The sequence below is a fragment of the Streptomyces sp. NPDC001002 genome, assembly GCF_053599215.1.
The window spans coordinates 41,220-57,878 of the sequence record NZ_JBSFLV010000049.1; the positions used below are offsets into that span (position 1 = coordinate 41,220).

A 16,659-nucleotide genomic window follows, 5' to 3' on the forward strand; every position below is an offset into this window, starting at 1 on the left:
AGGTACTCACGTCATGACCCAGCCGCCGCCACCGCCCAACCAGCCGCCGCAGCAGCCCGGTTTCGGCCCACCGCAGGACCAGCCGCAGCAGCCGCCCCAGCAGCCGCCGCCCGGCTACGGCCACCCGCAGGCGCCGCCGCCCCAGGCCCCGCCGGCCGCGCCCCCGCAGCAGCCCGGCTTCGGCGCCCCGCAGGCACCCCAGCCGCCGCAGCAGCCGGGGTACGGCTACCCGGGCCAGCAGCCCAACCCGTACGCCCAGCAGCCCAATCCGTACGGTCAGCCGCCCAACCCCTATGGCCAGCAGCCCGGTTACGGCTATCCGCAGCCGACCACCGTGCCGCTGCACCCGCAGCCGGGGCAGCCGGGCGGCGGCCGGAAGGTCAACGCGCAGGTCGCGATCATCGTGTCGGCGGTCGTGGCGATCGCGCTGATCGTCGGCGGCGGCATCTGGTACTCCTCGTCCGGCAAGGACGACGACAAGAAGGACGAGCAGGCCAGCTCGGCCGGCCCCACCGGCGGCAAGGACGACAAGGGCGACACCGGCGGCACGTCCACCGGCGGCGAGGAGAAGGTCCCCGCGAACACCGCCTCCCAGGTCCTCTTCCAGGTCCCCGAGCCGCAGGTCGCCAAGGGCGTCAACAGCGTGGCCGTCAACGGCTCCTGGCTCACCGACAAGGCGTACGTCAAGAGCGGTGTCGCCGAGATCGACGGCTACGACCCCGACAAGGGCACCAAGCTCTGGACCATCAAACTGCCGGGCCCGGTCTGCCAGTCCAGCAAGTACGCCACCGACGGCGGCCTGACGGCGATCGTCTACGAGCCCGCCATGCCGACCAAGGCCGACCCGGCGCACGGCTGCAGCCAGGTCGCGGCGCTCGACCTCGGCTCCGGCAAGAAGCTGTGGACCAAGACGGTCAAGACCGGTGACACCCCGATCAACTTCGACAACGTCACCGTCAGCGCGAACACGGTCGCGGTCGGCGGCACCAGCGGCGGCGGCGCGTTCGACATCACCACCGGCAAGTCCCTGTGGGCGCCCAAGCCGACCGACAGTTGCTACGACGCCGGGTACGCGGGCGGCGAGAAGCTGGTCGCGGTGCGCAAGTGCGGCGCGTACGGCCAGCGGCAGCTGCACATCCAGACCATCGACCCGAAGTCCGGGAAGGTGATCTCGGAATACAAGATGTCCGACGGCATCGAGTACGCGGCCGTGGTCTCCACGAACCCGCTGGTGGTGGCGGCCGACGTCGGCGACACCGCGGGCGACGGCAGCGGCATCTCGGACTTCTTCTCCATCGACAACAAGACCGGCAAGCTGCGCACCCGCATCTCGGCGCCGGGCGACCAGTACGCGGCCAAGTGCGACGGCATCTCCCGGATCGAGAACTGCTCCGGCCTCGCGGTCGGCAACGACCGGCTGTACGTGCCGACCGAGGAGCACGACAGCGGCGGCGAGCACGGCCAGAGCAACGAGGTCGTCGTCTTCGACCTCGCCACCGGCAAGCAGACCGGCCAGCGCGGCGACGCGGGCGACGGCTACACCATCACCCCGCTGCGCATGGACGGCGCCAACCTGATCGCGTACAAGCGCCCGCCCTACGACAAGGGCGGCCAGATCGTCAGCCTCGACGGCGGCTCCTTCAAGGAGACCAAGCTGCTGGAGAACCCGGCGACGGACTCGGTGCGCGACGCCGAGTCGCGGATGCTGCCGGAGTACTCCGAGATCATCTACCGGCAGGGCCACCTCTACATGTCGGCGGTCTACGCGGACTCCTCGTCCACCGCGGGCGACAAGGAGTATCTGGCACTCGCCTTCGGCACGAGCGGCTGAACCGGCGGCTGGACCACCTGGGTTCCGTGACGGCCCCGCCCCTGCTCAGGGGCGGGGCCGTGCGCGTACCGCTCATCACCTTTCGAATGAGTGGAAAGCCAGAAAATCCGTCGATCCAGGGCACTTCTCACCGGTAGGGGGAGCGCAACGTCGAACAAGCGTGTAGCTTCCGGGGTCATGGAGGGCGGGGGAGCCGGAGGGGGGCTTCCGTGCGTCCATGGGGATCCATTGGGGGGACTGGGGGGTTGCTCGATGGGAGTGCGGCTGATGGTGGTCGACGACCACCGATTGCTCGCCGAGGCCTTGGCCTCGGCGCTCAAGCTGCGGGGACACCGAGTGCTGGCCGCGGCGGCACCTGCCGCCGGTGCGGCGGAACTGGTGATCAGCCGGGCACCGGAGGTGTGCCTGCTGGGGACGGCCACACCGGCCGAGCCGGGCATGTTCGACCCGGTGGTACGGATCAAGCGCGAGCGCCCGCAGGTGGCGGTCCTGGTCCTGGGCCCGGTACCGAGCCCACGCGGCATCGCGGCGGCCTTCGCGGCGGGCGCCTCCGGCTACGTACGCCATGACGAGCGCATCGAGGGCGTGGAGCGGGCGATCATGAAGGCGCGGGCCGGGGAAGCGGCCGTAGCACCGCAGTTGCTGCAAGGCGCCTTCAGTGAACTCCTCAACCCGGCGGCCCAGCCCGACGACGAGGGCCAACGCCTGCTCCAGATGCTCACCCCGAGGGAGGTAGAGGTCCTGGTCCGCGTGGCCGACGGCGAGGACACCCGCCTGATCGCCGCCGGCATGGGCATCGCCCCATCCACAGCCCGCACGCATGTGCAGAGGGTCCTGATGAAGCTGGGGGTGGGTTCGAGGCTGGAGGCGGCGGCACTGGCGGCAAGGACGGGACTGCTGGACAGGGCGGGCCCGCTGAACAACTCAGCGGGCCCGGACGCCTAAGGGCGCGGGGCTGTATCGATTTGCGGCTCCGCCGCGCGGGCGCGACCAGCCACGAACTCCCCGCACCCGGCAACCGATCTAAGCCCCCTCGTCCTTCTCCTCCGCAATCTCCACCGGAGGCACCGGCCGAAGCTTCACCCAACCCAGGAAGAAGATGCCGAGCAGCAGCATCGCAATCCCGGTCCACAAGTTGATGTTGATCCCCTCGGACTTGTCCAGCGACGAGTCCGACGGATTGATCCCGGCGATCGTGACGATCACGCCGTAGACGACGAACAACCCGCCGATGATGAGCCGAAGATCGAACAGCCGAGAGGCCGTCGTCGACTTGCCCTCCAGCTCACTGACCTCGCGCTGGACGTCGTGCCCTGAGTGTCCTGAGTGTTCAGACATGGTCTCTCAATCCTCCCGCGACTAGAACGAGAACGGGATGTAGCAGAGGGCCGCCAGGATCACGGCACCCCAACCGAGCAAAGCCGGCCGCCGGTACCACGCGTCGTCACCCTCCGCGGGAGCCTCCGTCATGCCCGGCGAGGTCGTGCCGTAGACCAGGCCCTGGAGCTCTTCGGCCGGCTTGGGCTGGGTGAACAGGGACACGATGAACATGACCACCGCACCGGCCACGAAGCCGGCGATCGCGGAGACGAAGTTCGCGCCCTGGTCGGAGGGGATGGAGATGATCCCCTGCTTGTAGATCCAGAAGTAGTTCACCATCGCGGTCACCGTGCCCGCGAGCAGCCCCCAGAAGCCGGACTTCGGCGTGGCCCGCTTCCAGAACATGCCGACGATGAAGACCACGAACATCGGCACGTTGAAGAAGGAGAACAGGGTCTGGAGGTAGCTCATGATGTTGGAGAAGGACGACGCCAGGAACGCCGTGCCCACCGAGGCCGCCACACCGATCACCGTGATCAGCCGGCCGAAGCGGACGTAGTACGCGTCCTCGCGGTCCGTGACGACGTACTTGCCCCAGATGTCGGTGGTGAACACCGTGTTGAAGGACGACACGTTGGCCGCCATACCGGCCATGAACGCGGCGAGCAGTCCGGTCACCGCGATGCCGAGGACACCGTTGGGCAGCAACTGCTCCATCAGGTACGGGATCGCGTCGTTGTACTGGAGGTCCGAGCCGCTGGTGCCGATCTTCGGGACGAGCGCCGCGGCCACCAGGCCCGGGATCATCACCAGGAACACGATGAAGACCTTCGGGTACGCGGCGATGAGCGGGGTGCGCCGGGCCGCGGAGAGGTTCTTCGCGGACAGCGCGCGCTGCACCTCGGCGAAGTTGGTCGTCCAGTAGCCGAAGGACAGCACGAAGCCGAGGCCCAGCACGATGGTCAGCCAGTTCGCGCCGAGCGGGTTGGTGCTGCCGATGCCGGTGCCGCCCCACGCGGTGGTGAAGTTGTGGCCGTGGCTCGCGTCCAGCTTGTCGGTCAGGCCGCCCCAGCCGCCGACCTTCTTCAGGCCGAGCACGACGAGCGGGATGAGCGCGGCCAGGATCACGAAGAACTGCAGCACCTCGTTGTAGATCGCGGACGAAAGCCCGCCGAGGGTGATGTACGCCAGCACGAAGAAGCCGGCGACGAGGATCGCCACCCACTGCGGCCAGCCCAGCAGCGCCTCGACCACGATCGCGAGGGCGTACAGGTTCACACCGGCGATCAGGATGGCCGCGAAGGCGAACAGGATCGAACTCAGCAGGTGTGCGGCCTTGTCGAAGCGCAGCAGCAGCATCTCGGGGACCGAGCGGACCTTGCTGCCGTAGTAGAAGGGCATCATCACCAGGCCGAGGAAGACCATGGCCGGGATGGCGCCGATCCAGTACCAGTGCACGGTGTACGCGCCGTACTGCGCGCTGTTGGCCGCCATGCCGAGGATCTCGGTGGCGGCGAGGTTCGCCGAGATGAAGGCGAGCCCGGTGATCCAGGCCGGCAGCGACCGGCCGGAGAGGAAGAAGTCGAGGCTCGTCTTCACCGAGCGCCGGGCGGCGAAGCCGATGCCGAGCACCACGACGAAGTAGATGCCGAGGATCAGATAGTCGAGCCAGTTGGTGGGGAGTCGCAGCTCGGCTGCCAGTTGCACAGTCGAATGGGGGGACTCGGGGGCATATGTGGGGTTCTGCACCCAGTAATTCAACACGTTCGTTGTCTCACCTTGATTGATTGTGATGTTGACTGAGGTGGTGAGTTGTGTTTTGGTGTGTTCGGTTCTGTTTGGTGGTTGGCTGGCTCGAACAACGGGAGTCCGCAGTGAAGAAGACCTCGACCCGGCTGGCCGACGGTCGCGAGTTGATTTATTACGATCTGCGCGACGACACCGTGCGGGACGCCGTGGACCGTCGCCCGCTGGAGCCGACCGTCACGTCCTCCGAGATCCGTCGGGATCCGCTGCTCGGGGACTCCATCGCCGTCGCCTCGCACCGCCAGGGCCGCACCTATCACCCGCCGGCCGACGAGTGCCCGCTGTGTCCCTCGCGGGACGGCCGGCTGAGCGAGATCCCCGACTCGTCGTACGACGTCGTGGTCTTCGAGAACCGTTTCCCCTCGCTGGCCGGCGACTCCGGGCGGTGCGAGGTCGTGTGCTTCACGTCCGACCACAACGCCTCCTTCGCCGACCTGAGCGTGGAGCAGGCGGCGCTGGTCCTCGACGCGTGGACGGACCGTACGTCGGAGCTGTCGCATCTCCCCTCCGTGGAGCAGGTGTTCTGTTTCGAGAACCGCGGCGAGGAGATCGGCGTGACGCTCGGCCACCCGCACGGCCAGATCTACGCCTACCCCTTCACCACCCCTCGCACCACGCTGATGCTGCGTCAACTCGCGCAGCACAAAAAGGCGAGCGGCGGGGAGAACCTCTTCGACGCCGTCCTGAAGCGTGAACTCTCAGGTGAGCGGGTCGTCCTGGAGAGTGAACACTGGGCGGCCTTCGTGCCGTACGCCGCGCACTGGCCGTACGAGATCCACCTGTATCCCAAGCGCCGGGTGCCCGATCTGCTCGGTCTGGACGAGGAGGCGCGCACAGAGTTCCCCCAGGTCTATCTGGAACTCTTGAGGCGCTTCGACCGGATCTTCGGCGAAGGTGAACCGCCCACGCCCTACATCTCGGGCTGGCACCAGGCGCCGTTCGGCGCGCTGCCGGAGTTCGACGGCATCAGCCGGGACGACTTCGCGCTGCACCTGGAGCTTTTCACCATCCGCCGCACCTCCGGCAAGCTGAAGTTCCTCGCGGGCTCCGAGTCCGGCATGAGCGTGTTCATCAACGACGTGCCGCCGGAGCGCGCGGCCCAGCGTCTGCGAGAGGTAGCGAGTTCATGAGCAAGTACTTGGTGACCGGTGGCGCGGGGTACGTCGGCAGCGTGGTCGCCCGGCATCTGCTGGAGGCGGGCCACGAGGTCACCGTCCTCGACAACCTGTCCACCGGTTTCCGCGAGGGCGTCCCGGCCGGGGCGGCCTTCGTCGAGGGCGACATCCGTGACGCCGCCAAGTGGCTCGACTCCTCCTACGAGGGCGTGCTGCACTTCGCCGCCTTCTCGCAGGTCGGCGAGTCGGTCGTGAAGCCCGAGAAGTACTGGGAGAACAACGTCGGCGGCTCCATGGCGCTGCTCGGCGCGATGCGCGAGGCCGGCGTGCGCAAGCTGGTCTTCTCCTCCACGGCGGCCACCTACGGCGAGCCGACCGAGGTCCCGATCGTCGAGACGGCACCCACCGCCCCGACCAACCCCTACGGCGCCTCCAAGCTCGCCGTCGACCACATGATCACCGGCGAGGCGGCGGCCCACGGCCTGGGCGCGGTCTCGCTGCGCTACTTCAACGTGGCGGGCGCGTACGGCGCGCAGGGCGAGCGGCACGACCCCGAGTCGCACCTGATCCCGCTGGTCCTCCAGGTCGCCCAGGGCCGGCGCGAGGCCATCTCGGTCTTCGGCGACGACTACCCGACGCCCGACGGCACCTGCGTGCGCGACTACATCCACGTCGCCGACCTGGCCGAGGCGCACCTCCTCGCCCTGACCGCCGCCACCCCCGGCGAGCACCTGATCTGCAACCTGGGCAACGGCGAGGGCTTCTCGGTCCGCCAGGTCATCGAGACCGTCCGTCAGGTCACCGGGCACCCGATCCCCGAGGTGGTGGCCCCGCGCCGGGGCGGCGACCCGGCGTCGCTGGTGGCCTCGGCGGAGGCCGCCCGCGAGAAGCTGGGCTGGCAGCCGTCCCGCGCGGATCTCGCGGGTATCGTCGCGGACGCCTGGGAGTTCGCGCAGCAGATCGCAAGGGAGCAGTAGTGGGGGCAGAGCAGGTCCGTGAGGACTTCGTCGGGCTGTACGGGACCGAGCCGGAGGGCGTCTGGGCGGCGCCGGGCCGGGTCAACCTGATCGGCGAGCACACCGACTACAACGACGGCTTCGTGATGCCGTTCGCGCTGCCGCACACCGCGGTGGCCGCCGTCTCGCGCCGCACGGACGGGGTGCTGCGCCTGCACTCCGCGGACGTCGAGAGCGGGGTCGTCGAGCTGTCGCTCGACGCCCTGGTGCCCGAGGCCGACCGCGACTGGACGGCGTACCCCTCGGGTGTCGTCTGGGCGCTGCGCGAGGCCGGGCATCCGGTGACCGGCGCGGACATCCATCTGGCCTCGACGGTCCCGGCGGGCGCGGGTCTGTCCTCGTCGGCGGCCCTGGAGGTCGTTGTCGCCCTCGCGCTCAACGACCTGTACGAACTGGGCCTCAAGCGCTGGCAGTTGGCCCGCCTGTGCCAGCGCGCGGAGAACGTCTACGTCGGTGCCCCGGTCGGCATCATGGACCAGACCGCGTCCGCGTGCTGCGAGGAGGGCCACGCCCTGTTCCTCGACACCCGGGACCTCTCGCAGAAGCAGATCCCCTTCGACCTCGCGGCCGAGGGCATGCGCCTGCTGGTCGTCGACACCCGGGTCAAGCACTCGCACAGCGAGGGCGAGTACGGCAAGCGGCGCGCGGGCTGCGAGAAGGGCGCGGCGCTGCTCGGCGTGGACGCCCTGCGGGACATCCCGTACGACGAGTTGGACGCGGCCCTCGCCCGGATCGGCGACGACGAGGAAGTGGTCCGGCTGGTCCGGCACGTCGTCACCGAGGACGAGCGGGTGGAGAAGGTGGTCGCGCTCCTGGAGGCGGGGGAGACCCGCGCGATCGGCCCGGTGCTGGTCGCCGGTCACGCCTCGCTGCGGGACGACTTCCAGGTCTCCTGCCCTGAGCTGGACCTCGTCGTCGACACGGCCGTCGCCTCCGGCGCGCTCGGCGCCCGGATGACCGGCGGCGGCTTCGGCGGCTCGGCGATCGTGCTGGCGGAGACCGCCGACGTGGACACCATCACCAAGGCCGTCGAAGAGGCCTTCGCCGCGGCCGGGTTCCTCGCGCCGCGGGTGTTCGAGGCGGTGCCCTCGCCGGGCGCGCGCCGGCTCAGCTGAGCCGCTTGGTCAAGGTGTACTCGGTGATCCCCGGCGGATAGTCGGGGATCACGCACACCACGTCGTACCCCTGCTTCTTGTAGAACTCCGGCGCCTGGAAGTCCCACGTCTCCAGCCGGGCCGCCGTACAGCCCCGCTCCTCGCGTGCGATGCGCTCCGCGGTTTCGAGGAGTTTGGAGCCGAGGCCCGCGCCGCGGTGGCGGTCGTCGACCCACAGGTACGTCACGTGCAGCCAGCTCGTCCAGGTGTGGCCGACCAGGCCGCCGGCGAGCGCGTCCGCCTCGTCCAACGCCCAGACATGGAGCGGAAGTTCACGTTCCGCGGGCGTTCCGCGCAGCGCGCGCAGCACCGGTGAGGCGGCCGTGTTGGTGTCCCGGAGCCGGGAACGGAGAAGATCGCGTCGAGCCCTGTCGATTTCTGTCTCAAGACGAAACATGCGGCTCACCATAAACGCGCTGGCCAACCAGTTCTGCAAATTACCTTCCGCTCCCGCCCCCCAGCCGTACCCTGATGAACGGCACCGGTGGGGGCCGGTGCAGATCAGGGGGCGAGACAAGTCGGGTACGGCACCCGAAGTGGGGGTAGCAGTTCTCGCATGGCGGCGGCCGTGCACAGCCATCGCGCTTCGGGCGTCGTACCTGCGCCCGTGTCGTCTCCCGACGATGGGGTATCCCCTGCTCTTCGAGAGCTTGGGGAAGGGGGTTTCGTGGTTCGCATCCGTGTGCTGGTCGTCGACGACCATCGCATCTTCGCCGAGTCGCTCGCCGCGGCACTGGCCGCAGAGCCCGATGTCGACGTCTCCGCCGCCGGCAGCGGTCCCGCGGCGCTGCGCAGTCTGGAGCGCGCCGCCGCCGAGGGGCGCCGCTACGACGTGCTGCTCGTCGACTCGGACCTGGGGGGCAACGTGCCGGGGGTCCGGCCCGCGGTGCCGCTCCAGGAAGCCGGCGAGGACGGGCTGGTGGACGGGATCTCTCTCGTCGCCGGCGTCCGCACCGCCCAGCCGGGCGTCCGGATCGTCGTCCTGGCCGAGAAGGACGATCCCCGGCGGGCCGCACTGGCCCTGCAGGCCGGGGCGTCGGGATGGGTGGCGAAGGACTGCTCGCTGTCCCGGCTGCTCACGGTCATCCGGGGGGTGCTGCGCGACGAGACCCATCTGCCGCCGGCGCTGCTCACGGGTGTCCTGCGGGAGCTCACGGCGGCGCGCAAGCACCGCACCGAGAGCGAACGGCTGGTGGAGTCCCTCACGCCGAGGGAGCGCGAAGTGCTGCGCTGCATGGTCGCCGGACTCGGCCGCAAGGCCGTCGCCGAGCGCCTGTTCCTCTCCCCGCACACCGTCCGCACCCATATGCAGAACGTCCTGGGCAAACTGGGCGTCCACTCCACCCTCGCCGCGGTGGCGCTCGCGCGCAGGGCAGGGGTAGGCCCGGTCGACCTGGAACCGACGACCCGCATCGGGGCGGAGGAGACCCACACGGCGTGACCGGGACCTGTGCCTGGCCGGGACCCTGTGCCTGACCAGGGCCAGGGTCTTTCCGGCCCAACGCCAACGCTCGGCTCAGCCGGGGATGTTGTCGAACGGCGCCGTCAGCTGCCGCAGCAGGCCCGCCAGTTCGCCGCGCTGTGAACGTGACAGCTCCGCGAGGATCGCGCGTTCCTGAGCGAGTAGGCCGGCCAGGGCCTGGTCCGCGCGGTCCTGGCCCTCGTCGGTCAGCCGGACCAGCACCCCGCGCCGGTCGCTCGGGTCGGGCAGCCGCTCCACCAGGCCCTTCTGGGCCAGCCGGTCGATCCGGTTGGTCATCGTGCCCGAGGTGACCAGAGTCTGCGTCAGCAACTGCCCCGGCGAGAGTTGATACGGCGTGCCCGCGCGCCTGAGCGCGGTCAGTACGTCGAACTCCCAGGGCTCCAGGCTGTGTTCGGCGAAGGCCAGCCGACGCGCCCGATCAAGGTGCCGGGCCAGCCTGCTCACCCGGCTGAGCACTTCCAGCGGCTCCACGTCGAGGTCCGGGCGCTCCCGGCGCCATGCTGCGACCAGCCGATCGACCTCGTCCTCCATGACGATCAGTGTAGTGGTTGTGTCGACGTGAAGTCTCTTGAAGTCAAGTCTCTTGACATCAAGATATATGGGCGGGGAAGGTGGACGTCATGACCTCACCCACCTGGGACCCCGCCCAGTACCTCCGCCACGCCGACCACCGCGCCCGCCCCTTCACCGACCTCCTCGCCCGCATCCAGGACCCGCCGTCACCCGCACCCCGCGTCGCGGACCTGGGCTGCGGCCCCGGCAACATGACCGCCCTGCTCGCCGAGCGCTGGCCGGCCGCGCACATCGTCGGCTACGACAACTCGCCCGAGATGCTCGACAAGGCGCTCGTGGAGTACGAGGGCGCGACACCCGGCGGCGGGCGCCTGGACTTCTCCTACGCCGACGTCCGCACCTGGGCGCCCGAGGGCACGTACGACCTGATCGTCAGCAACGCCACCTTCCAGTGGGTCCCCGGACACGTCGACCGCTTCGCCGACTGGATCGCCGCCCTCGCCCCCGGCGGCACCTTCGCCTTCCAGGTCCCCGGCAACTTCTCGGCCCCCAGCCACCAGCTGATGCGCGACCTGGCCCACTCCGCCCCCTTCCGCGACCGCCTCGCCGAGACCCTCCGCCACGACGACGCCGTGCTCGCACCGGAGACCTACCTGGAGCGGCTGACCGCGCTGGGCGCTTCGGCCGACGTGTGGGAGACGACGTACGTCCATCTCCTGAGCGGCGAGGACCCGGTGCTCGACTGGGTGAAGGGGACCGGGCTGCGGCCCGTCCTCACCGCTCTCGCCGACGACCCGCCCGCGCGGGACGCGTTCCTCGCCGAATACCGGGCCGCCCTGCGCGAGGCCTATCCGGCGACCGAGCACGGCACCCCGTTCCCCTTCCGCCGTATCTTCGCGGTCGCCCGGAAGAAGGACTGACCGTGCTCGTCGCCGTCGACCACGTCCAGCTCGCCGCCCCGCCCGGCTCCGAGGACCTGCTGCGCGGCTACTACGTCGACGTCCTCGGCATGGCCGAGGTGCCCAAGCCGCCGGTGCTCGCGGCGCGCGGCGGGTGCTGGTTCGAGGCCGGGGCCGTGCGGCTGCACCTGGGGATCGAGGACGGCTTCAGGCCCGCCAGGAAGGCGCACCCGGGTCTGCGCGTCACCGGCATCGAGGCGTACGCGGCCCGGCTGGTGGCGCATGGAGTGGCGGTGACCTGGGACGACGACCTCCCGGAGCACCTGCGCTTCTACGCGGACGACCCGGTCGGCAACCGGCTGGAGTTCCTTGAACCGCGCGATCGAGGTTTGCCCGGCGGCTCGGCGGTCACCCGGAGTGCGACACCGGAATCCGACCGATCTTTGGAGTGATGAACGGTGGCTGAAGAGCAGAAGGGCAAGGCCAAGGCCGAGCAGATGAAGGGCAAGGCCAAGGAGACCGTCGGCCGCGCCGTCGGCAACGAGCGGATGACCGCAGAGGGCCGTGCCGAGCAGGCCAAGGGCGACGCCCGCCAGGCCAAGGAGAAGGTCAAGGACGTCTTCAAGGACTGACGTGCTCGGGCGCCGATGCGGTCGAGCACTGTAGGGCCGGCGCCGGGGAAACAAGGCGGGCCCCTGCCTGGGACGGCAGGGGCCCGCCTTCTCGTACGCGCCTTGCTTCCTCACGCACTTCTTTGCGCGGGCGTTCAGCTCTTGCGGCGCCCTATCAGGTGCGGCTTCGCCTCCAGGCCGTCCAGGCCGTGCCAGGCCAGGTTGACCAGATGGGCGGCGACCTCCGCCTTCTTCGGGCGGCGGACGTCCAGCCACCACTGGCCGGTCAGCGCGACCATGCCGACCAGGGCCTGCGCGTAGAGGGGAGCCAGCTTGGAGTCGAAGCCGCGGTTCTTGAACTCGCGGCCCAGGATGTCCTCGACCTGCGTGGCGATGTCGGAGATCAGGGACGCGAAGGAACCCGTCGACTGGGGGATGGGGGAGTCGCGGACCAGGATGCGGAAGCCGTCCGTGTACTCCTCGATGTAGTCGAGGAGCGCGAAGGCGGCCTGTTCGCACAGTTCGCGGGGGTGGCCGGCGGTGAGGGAGCTGGTCACCATGTCCAGGAGGCGGCGCATCTCGCGGTCCACGACCACCGCGTACAGGCCCTCCTTGCCGCCGAAGTGCTCGTACACCACCGGCTTGGAGACCCCGGCCTTCGCCGCGATCTCCTCCACCGACGTGCCCTCGAAGCCCTTGGCGGCGAACAGGGTGCGGCCGATCTCCAGCAGCTGCTGGCGACGCTCGGCACCCGTCATCCGGGTGCGGCGGGCACGCCGCGGCTTTTCATTGCTCGGGGTGCTGCTGGAGTCGGTCGCCACGGCGTCAATCATGCCGCCTCGGCGGTTTCCCTCCCGCGCCGGGAGCCGTCCTGGTCGGTGTTCCGGCGGGAATCGATACGCGAGCGTGACGGCCAGCGCACGTCGTAGGCCCAGCCGAGCTGCTCGCACCAGCGGATGATGCGCGCCGAGGAGTCCACCTGGCCGCGCATCACACCGTGCCGCGCGGAGGTCGGGTCGGCATGGTGCAGGTTGTGCCAGGACTCACCGCAGGACAGCACCGCGAGCCACCACACGTTGCCCGAGCGGTCCCGCGACTTGAAGGGGCGCTTGCCGACCGCGTGGCAGATCGAGTTGATCGACCAGGTCACGTGGTGCAGCAGCGCCACCCGCACGAGCGATCCCCAGAAGAAGCCCGTGAAGGCACCCCACCAGGACATCGTCACCAGACCGCCGATCAGGGCGGGCAGGGCGAGGGAGAGCATCGTCCAGTAGATGAACTGCCGGGAGATCGTGCGGATCGCCGTGTCCTTGATCAGATCCGGCGCGTACTTGTCCTGCGGGGTCCGCTCCTCGTCGAACATCCAGGCGATGTGCGCCCACCACAGGCCCTTCATCAGCGCCGGCAGGGTCTCGCCGAAGCGCCACGGGGAGTGCGGGTCGCCCTCCGCGTCGGAGAACTTGTGGTGCTTGCGGTGGTCGGCCACCCAGCGCACCAGCGGGCCCTCCACCGCCATCGAACCGGCGATGGCGAGCGCGATCCGCAGCGGGCGCTTGGCCTTGAAGGAACCGTGGGTGAAGTAGCGGTGGAAGCCGATCGTCACGCCGTGGCAGCCGAGGTAGTAGAAGAAGACGAGCAGCCCGAGGTCGAGCCAGCTCACACCGCCCCAGCTCCAGGCGAGCGGCACCGACGCGACGAGGGCCAGGAAGGGCACGACGATGAAGAGGAGAAGGGCGAGCTGCTCGACCGTCCCCTTCTTCTCACCGCCGAGGGTCGCTGGGGGAAGGGGGGTGTCGTTGTTCGCCTTCGGGGCGTCGTCGATCACATCGGAACTTGTGGACATGGTGGCGTCCCCTGTGGGGTCGATGGTGGAGAGGTTGTGCCGGGACGGCAGCGGGAACCTTGCCCGGGCTCCGTTACAACAGTCCCTACGGTTCCGTAACCTACGGCATCGTAAGTATGGCAGTGCGTGGCCGGGCGGCAAGGAGCCCGACAGTCTGCGCGTCCGCATGGACACCTATCCTTGGAGTCGGTCGGACAGCGCGGTCCGCTCTGATTCCTTCCCGGATGTCAGGGTCGTATGCGGCAGCTCGCCGCACGGCCCCGGTCGGCCGGGTTCCCTCCCGGACGAGCTTCAACACTGCAAGGAGCCGCACCTGTGAGCAGTGCCGACGACCTGACTACGAGCACCACCTCGACCAGCAGTGAGCTGCGCGCCGACATCAGGCGACTGGGCGACCTGCTCGGCGAGACCCTCGTCCGGCAGGAGGGCCCCGAGCTCCTGGAGCTGGTCGAGAAGGTCCGCCGCCTCACCCGCGAGGACGGTGAGGCCGCCGCCGAGCTGCTGCGCGGCATCGAGCTGGAGACCGCGGCCAAGCTGGTGCGCGCCTTCTCCACCTACTTCCACCTCGCCAACGTCACCGAGCAGGTGCACCGCGGCCGTGAGCTGCGCGCTCGCCGGGCCGCCGAGGGCGGTCTGCTGGCCCGCACCGCCGACCGCCTCAAGGACGCCGACCCCGAGCACCTGCGCCAGACCGTCGGCAACCTGAACGTGCGGCCCGTCTTCACGGCCCACCCGACGGAGGCCGCCCGCCGGTCCGTCCTCAACAAGCTCCGGCGCATCGCGACACTCCTGGAGACCCCGGTCATCGAGGCCGACCGCCGCCGCTACGACACCCGGCTCGCCGAGAACATCGACCTGGTCTGGCAGACCGACGAACTGCGCGTGGTCCGCCCCGAGCCGGCCGACGAGGCCCGCAACGCGATCTACTACCTGGACGAGCTGCACGCCGGCGCCGTCGGTGACGTCCTTGAGGACCTCACCGCCGAGCTGGAGCGCGTCGGCGTCCAACTCCCCGACGCCACCCGCCCGCTGACCTTCGGCACCTGGATCGGCGGCGACCGTGACGGCAACCCGAACGTCACCCCGCAGGTCACCTGGGACGTCCTGATCCTCCAGCACGAGCACGGCATCAACGACGCCCTGGAGCAGATCGACGAGCTGCGCGGCTTCCTGTCCAACTCCATCCGCTACACCGGTGCCACCGACGAGCTCCTGGACTCCCTCGGCACCGACCTCCAGCGGCTGCCCGAGATCAGCCCCCGCTACAAGCGGCTGAACGCGGAGGAGCCCTACCGGCTCAAGGCCACCTGCATCCGGCAGAAGCTGGAGAACACCAAGCAGCGCCTCGCCAAGGGCACCCCGCACCAGCCCGGCCGCGACTACCTGGGCACCGGCGAACTGCTGACCGACCTCACCCTCATCCAGACCTCCCTGCGCGAGCACCGCGGCGGCCTCTTCGCCGACGGCCGGATGAACCGCACCATCCGCACCCTGGCCGCCTTCGGCCTCCAGCTCGCCACCATGGACGTGCGCGAGCACGCCGACGCCCACCACCACGCCCTCGGCCAGCTCTTCGACCGGCTCGGCGAGGAGTCCTGGCGGTACGCCGACATGCCCCGTGAGTACCGGGGCAAGCTGCTCGCCAAGGAGCTGCGGTCCAGGCGGCCGCTGGCCCCGACCCCGGCGCCGGTGGACGCGGCGGGGGAGAAGACCCTCGGTGTCTTCCAGACCGTGAAGCGGGCCCTTGAGGTGTTCGGGCCCGAGGTCGTCGAGTCGTACATCATCTCCATGTGCCAGGGCGCCGACGACGTCTTCGCCGCCGCCGTGCTGGCCCGCGAGGCCGGACTGCTCGACCTGCACGCCGGGTGGGCGAAGATCGGCATCGTGCCGCTCCTGGAGACCACGGACGAGCTCAAGGCCGCCGACACGATCCTGGAGGACATGCTCTCCGACCCGTCCTACCGGCGCCTGGTCGCGCTGCGGGGCGATGTCCAGGAGGTCATGCTCGGCTACTCCGACTCCTCCAAGTTCGGCGGCATCACGACCAGTCAGTGGGAGATCCACCGGGCGCAGCGCCGCCTGCGTGACGTCGCCCACCGCTACGGCGTACGCCTGCGGCTCTTCCACGGCCGCGGCGGAACCGTCGGCCGCGGCGGCGGCCCCTCGCACGACGCGATCCTCGCCCAGCCCTGGGGCACGCTGGAGGGCGAGATCAAGGTGACCGAGCAGGGCGAGGTCATCTCCGACAAGTACCTCGTGCCGTCACTGGCGCGCGAGAACCTGGAGCTGACGGTCGCGGCCACGCTCCAGGCGTCCGCCCTGCACACCGCGCCCCGCCAGTCCGACGAGGCGCTCGCCCGCTGGGACGCGGCCATGGACGTGGTCAGCGACGCGGCGCACGCGGCCTACCGCAGGCTGGTCGAGGACCCGGACCTGCCGACGTACTTCCTCGCCTCCACGCCGGTGGACCAGCTCGCCGATCTGCACCTGGGCTCGCGGCCCTCCCGCCGCCCCGGCTCGGGCGTCTCGCTCGACGGACTGCGCGCGATCCCGTGGGTGTTCGGCTGGACCCAGTCCCGGCAGATCGTGCCCGGCTGGTTCGGCGTGGGATCGGGCCTGAAGGCGCTGCGCGAGGCGGGTCTGGACACCGTGCTCGACGAGATGCACGAACAGTGGCACTTCTTCCGCAACTTCATCTCCAACGTCGAGATGACGCTGGCCAAGACGGACCTGCGGATCGCCCAGCACTACGTCGACACCCTCGTCCCCGACGAGCTCAAGCACGTCTTCGAGACCATCAGGGCCGAGCACGAACTGACCGTCCGCGAGGTGCTGACGGTGACCGGCGAGAGCGAACTGCTCGCCGCCACCCCGGTGTTGAAGCAGACCTTCACCATCCGCGACGCCTACCTGGACCCGATCTCCTATCTCCAGGTGACCCTGCTCAAGCGCCAGCGCGACGCGGCCGCCGCCGGCCAGACCCCGGACCCGCTGCTGGCCCGAGCCCTCCTGCTCACGGTCAACGGCGTCGCCGCGGGCCTGCGCAACACGGGCTGAGCCGCCGGGAC

General features: G+C 69.9%; 15 protein-coding genes and 1 pseudogene. 10 read left to right on the forward strand and 6 right to left on the reverse strand.

What is annotated here, in order from left to right:
- Positions 1–13 precede the first annotated feature (13 nt).
- A complete protein-coding gene (locus ACWDR3_RS22935; RefSeq protein ID WP_450354391.1) occupies positions 14–1,831 on the forward strand; it encodes an outer membrane protein assembly factor BamB family protein in 1,818 nt (605 codons plus the stop codon).
- Positions 1,832–2,083: 252 nt separating this feature from the next.
- Positions 2,084–2,776 (forward strand): helix-turn-helix transcriptional regulator, encoded by a 693-nt coding sequence (locus ACWDR3_RS22940; protein WP_450354392.1) that lies wholly within the window; start codon positions 2,084–2,086, stop codon positions 2,774–2,776.
- A gap of 78 nt (positions 2,777–2,854) precedes the next feature.
- Here ACWDR3_RS22940 and ACWDR3_RS22945 read toward each other — a convergent pair whose 3' ends face one another.
- Positions 2,855–3,169, reverse strand: a complete 315-nt coding sequence (locus ACWDR3_RS22945) for a hypothetical protein (protein ID WP_450354393.1) — start codon at positions 3,167–3,169, stop codon at positions 2,855–2,857.
- Between the two features lie 21 nt (positions 3,170–3,190).
- Positions 3,191–4,900 carry a sodium:solute symporter family protein gene (locus ACWDR3_RS22950; protein ID WP_450354394.1) on the reverse strand — a complete coding sequence of 570 codons (1,710 nt, stop codon included), beginning with the start codon at positions 4,898–4,900 and terminating at the stop codon, positions 3,191–3,193.
- A gap of 125 nt (positions 4,901–5,025) precedes the next feature.
- Here ACWDR3_RS22950 and galT point away from each other — a divergent pair, with 125 nt between their 5' ends.
- From galT to galK, 3 genes are read left to right on the forward strand one after another with little or no spacing between them, the layout of a single operon-like run.
- Positions 5,026–6,087, forward strand: coding sequence for a galactose-1-phosphate uridylyltransferase (gene galT, locus ACWDR3_RS22955; protein ID WP_450354395.1), 1,062 nt, complete (start codon positions 5,026–5,028; stop codon positions 6,085–6,087).
- Complete coding sequence (gene galE / locus ACWDR3_RS22960; protein ID WP_450354396.1) at positions 6,084–7,049, forward strand: UDP-glucose 4-epimerase GalE; 966 nt, start codon at positions 6,084–6,086, stop codon at positions 7,047–7,049. The genes galT and galE overlap by 4 nt, the downstream gene beginning before the upstream one ends.
- Positions 7,049–8,203: a galactokinase gene (gene galK / locus ACWDR3_RS22965; protein ID WP_450354397.1), complete on the forward strand. Its 1,155-nt coding sequence runs from the start codon at positions 7,049–7,051 to the stop codon at positions 8,201–8,203. The genes galE and galK overlap by 1 nt, the downstream gene beginning before the upstream one ends.
- On the opposite strand, the gene ACWDR3_RS22970 is transcribed toward galK, so the two are convergent.
- The gene (locus ACWDR3_RS22970; RefSeq protein ID WP_450354413.1) at positions 8,196–8,651 is read right to left on the reverse strand and encodes a GNAT family N-acetyltransferase; all 456 of its coding nucleotides are present in this window, start codon (positions 8,649–8,651) and stop codon (positions 8,196–8,198) included. The two genes, galK and ACWDR3_RS22970, sit on opposite strands and share 8 nt — an antisense overlap.
- Before the next feature lie 258 nt (positions 8,652–8,909).
- Between ACWDR3_RS22970 and ACWDR3_RS22975 the strand changes: the two genes are divergently transcribed.
- The gene (locus ACWDR3_RS22975) at positions 8,910–9,683 is read left to right on the forward strand and encodes a LuxR C-terminal-related transcriptional regulator (RefSeq protein ID WP_450354398.1); all 774 of its coding nucleotides are present in this window, start codon (positions 8,910–8,912) and stop codon (positions 9,681–9,683) included.
- Positions 9,684–9,758: 75 nt separating this feature from the next.
- On the opposite strand, the gene tamR is transcribed toward ACWDR3_RS22975, so the two are convergent.
- Complete coding sequence (gene tamR, locus ACWDR3_RS22980) at positions 9,759–10,256, reverse strand: MarR family transcriptional regulator TamR (RefSeq protein WP_450354399.1); 498 nt, start codon at positions 10,254–10,256, stop codon at positions 9,759–9,761.
- 89 nt (positions 10,257–10,345) lie between these two features.
- On the opposite strand from tamR, the gene ACWDR3_RS22985 reads away from it, so the two are divergent.
- From ACWDR3_RS22985 to ACWDR3_RS22995, 3 genes and pseudogenes are all read left to right on the forward strand, one after another.
- The gene (locus ACWDR3_RS22985; RefSeq protein ID WP_450354400.1) at positions 10,346–11,158 is read left to right on the forward strand and encodes a trans-aconitate 2-methyltransferase; all 813 of its coding nucleotides are present in this window, start codon (positions 10,346–10,348) and stop codon (positions 11,156–11,158) included.
- A gap of 2 nt (positions 11,159–11,160) precedes the next feature.
- Positions 11,161–11,514 (forward strand): annotated as a pseudogene (locus ACWDR3_RS22990) (glyoxalase); the annotation flags it as partial.
- Positions 11,515–11,595: 81 nt separating this feature from the next.
- Positions 11,596–11,769 (forward strand): CsbD family protein, encoded by a 174-nt coding sequence (locus tag ACWDR3_RS22995; protein WP_450354401.1) that lies wholly within the window; start codon positions 11,596–11,598, stop codon positions 11,767–11,769.
- 134 nt (positions 11,770–11,903) lie between these two features.
- Here the strand turns inward: ACWDR3_RS22995 and ACWDR3_RS23000 are convergent, their stop codons facing one another.
- Positions 11,904–12,581, reverse strand: a complete 678-nt coding sequence (locus ACWDR3_RS23000; RefSeq protein WP_124003795.1) for a TetR/AcrR family transcriptional regulator — start codon at positions 12,579–12,581, stop codon at positions 11,904–11,906.
- Entirely contained in the window at positions 12,578–13,591 is a 1,014-nt protein-coding gene (locus ACWDR3_RS23005; RefSeq protein ID WP_450354402.1) for an acyl-CoA desaturase, read from the reverse strand. Before ACWDR3_RS23005 ends, ACWDR3_RS23000 begins: the two co-directional genes overlap by 4 nt.
- A gap of 315 nt (positions 13,592–13,906) precedes the next feature.
- On the opposite strand from ACWDR3_RS23005, the gene ppc reads away from it, so the two are divergent.
- Complete coding sequence (gene ppc, locus ACWDR3_RS23010) at positions 13,907–16,648, forward strand: phosphoenolpyruvate carboxylase (RefSeq protein ID WP_450354403.1); 2,742 nt, start codon at positions 13,907–13,909, stop codon at positions 16,646–16,648.
- The last annotated feature ends 11 nt before the right edge of the window (positions 16,649–16,659 follow it).

What these genes read in the sequence shown, in the direction of transcription:
- ACWDR3_RS23005 (WP_450354402.1), bottom strand. Translation starts at nt 13,591, where the DNA reads ATGTCCACAAGTTCCGATGTGATCGACGACGCCCCGAAGGCGAACAAC.
- ACWDR3_RS22945 (WP_450354393.1), bottom strand. Translation starts at nt 3,169, where the DNA reads ATGTCTGAACACTCAGGACACTCAGGGCACGACGTCCAGCGCGAGGTC.
- ACWDR3_RS22935 (WP_450354391.1), top strand. Translation starts at nt 14, where the DNA reads ATGACCCAGCCGCCGCCACCGCCCAACCAGCCGCCGCAGCAGCCCGGT.
- ACWDR3_RS23000 (WP_124003795.1), bottom strand. Translation starts at nt 12,581, where the DNA reads ATGATTGACGCCGTGGCGACCGACTCCAGCAGCACCCCGAGCAATGAA.
- tamR (WP_450354399.1), bottom strand. Translation starts at nt 10,256, where the DNA reads ATGGAGGACGAGGTCGATCGGCTGGTCGCAGCATGGCGCCGGGAGCGC.
- galE (WP_450354396.1), top strand. Translation starts at nt 6,084, where the DNA reads ATGAGCAAGTACTTGGTGACCGGTGGCGCGGGGTACGTCGGCAGCGTG.
- ACWDR3_RS22940 (WP_450354392.1), top strand. Translation starts at nt 2,084, where the DNA reads ATGGGAGTGCGGCTGATGGTGGTCGACGACCACCGATTGCTCGCCGAG.
- ACWDR3_RS22970 (WP_450354413.1), bottom strand. Translation starts at nt 8,651, where the DNA reads ATGGTGAGCCGCATGTTTCGTCTTGAGACAGAAATCGACAGGGCTCGA.
- ACWDR3_RS22985 (WP_450354400.1), top strand. Translation starts at nt 10,346, where the DNA reads ATGACCTCACCCACCTGGGACCCCGCCCAGTACCTCCGCCACGCCGAC.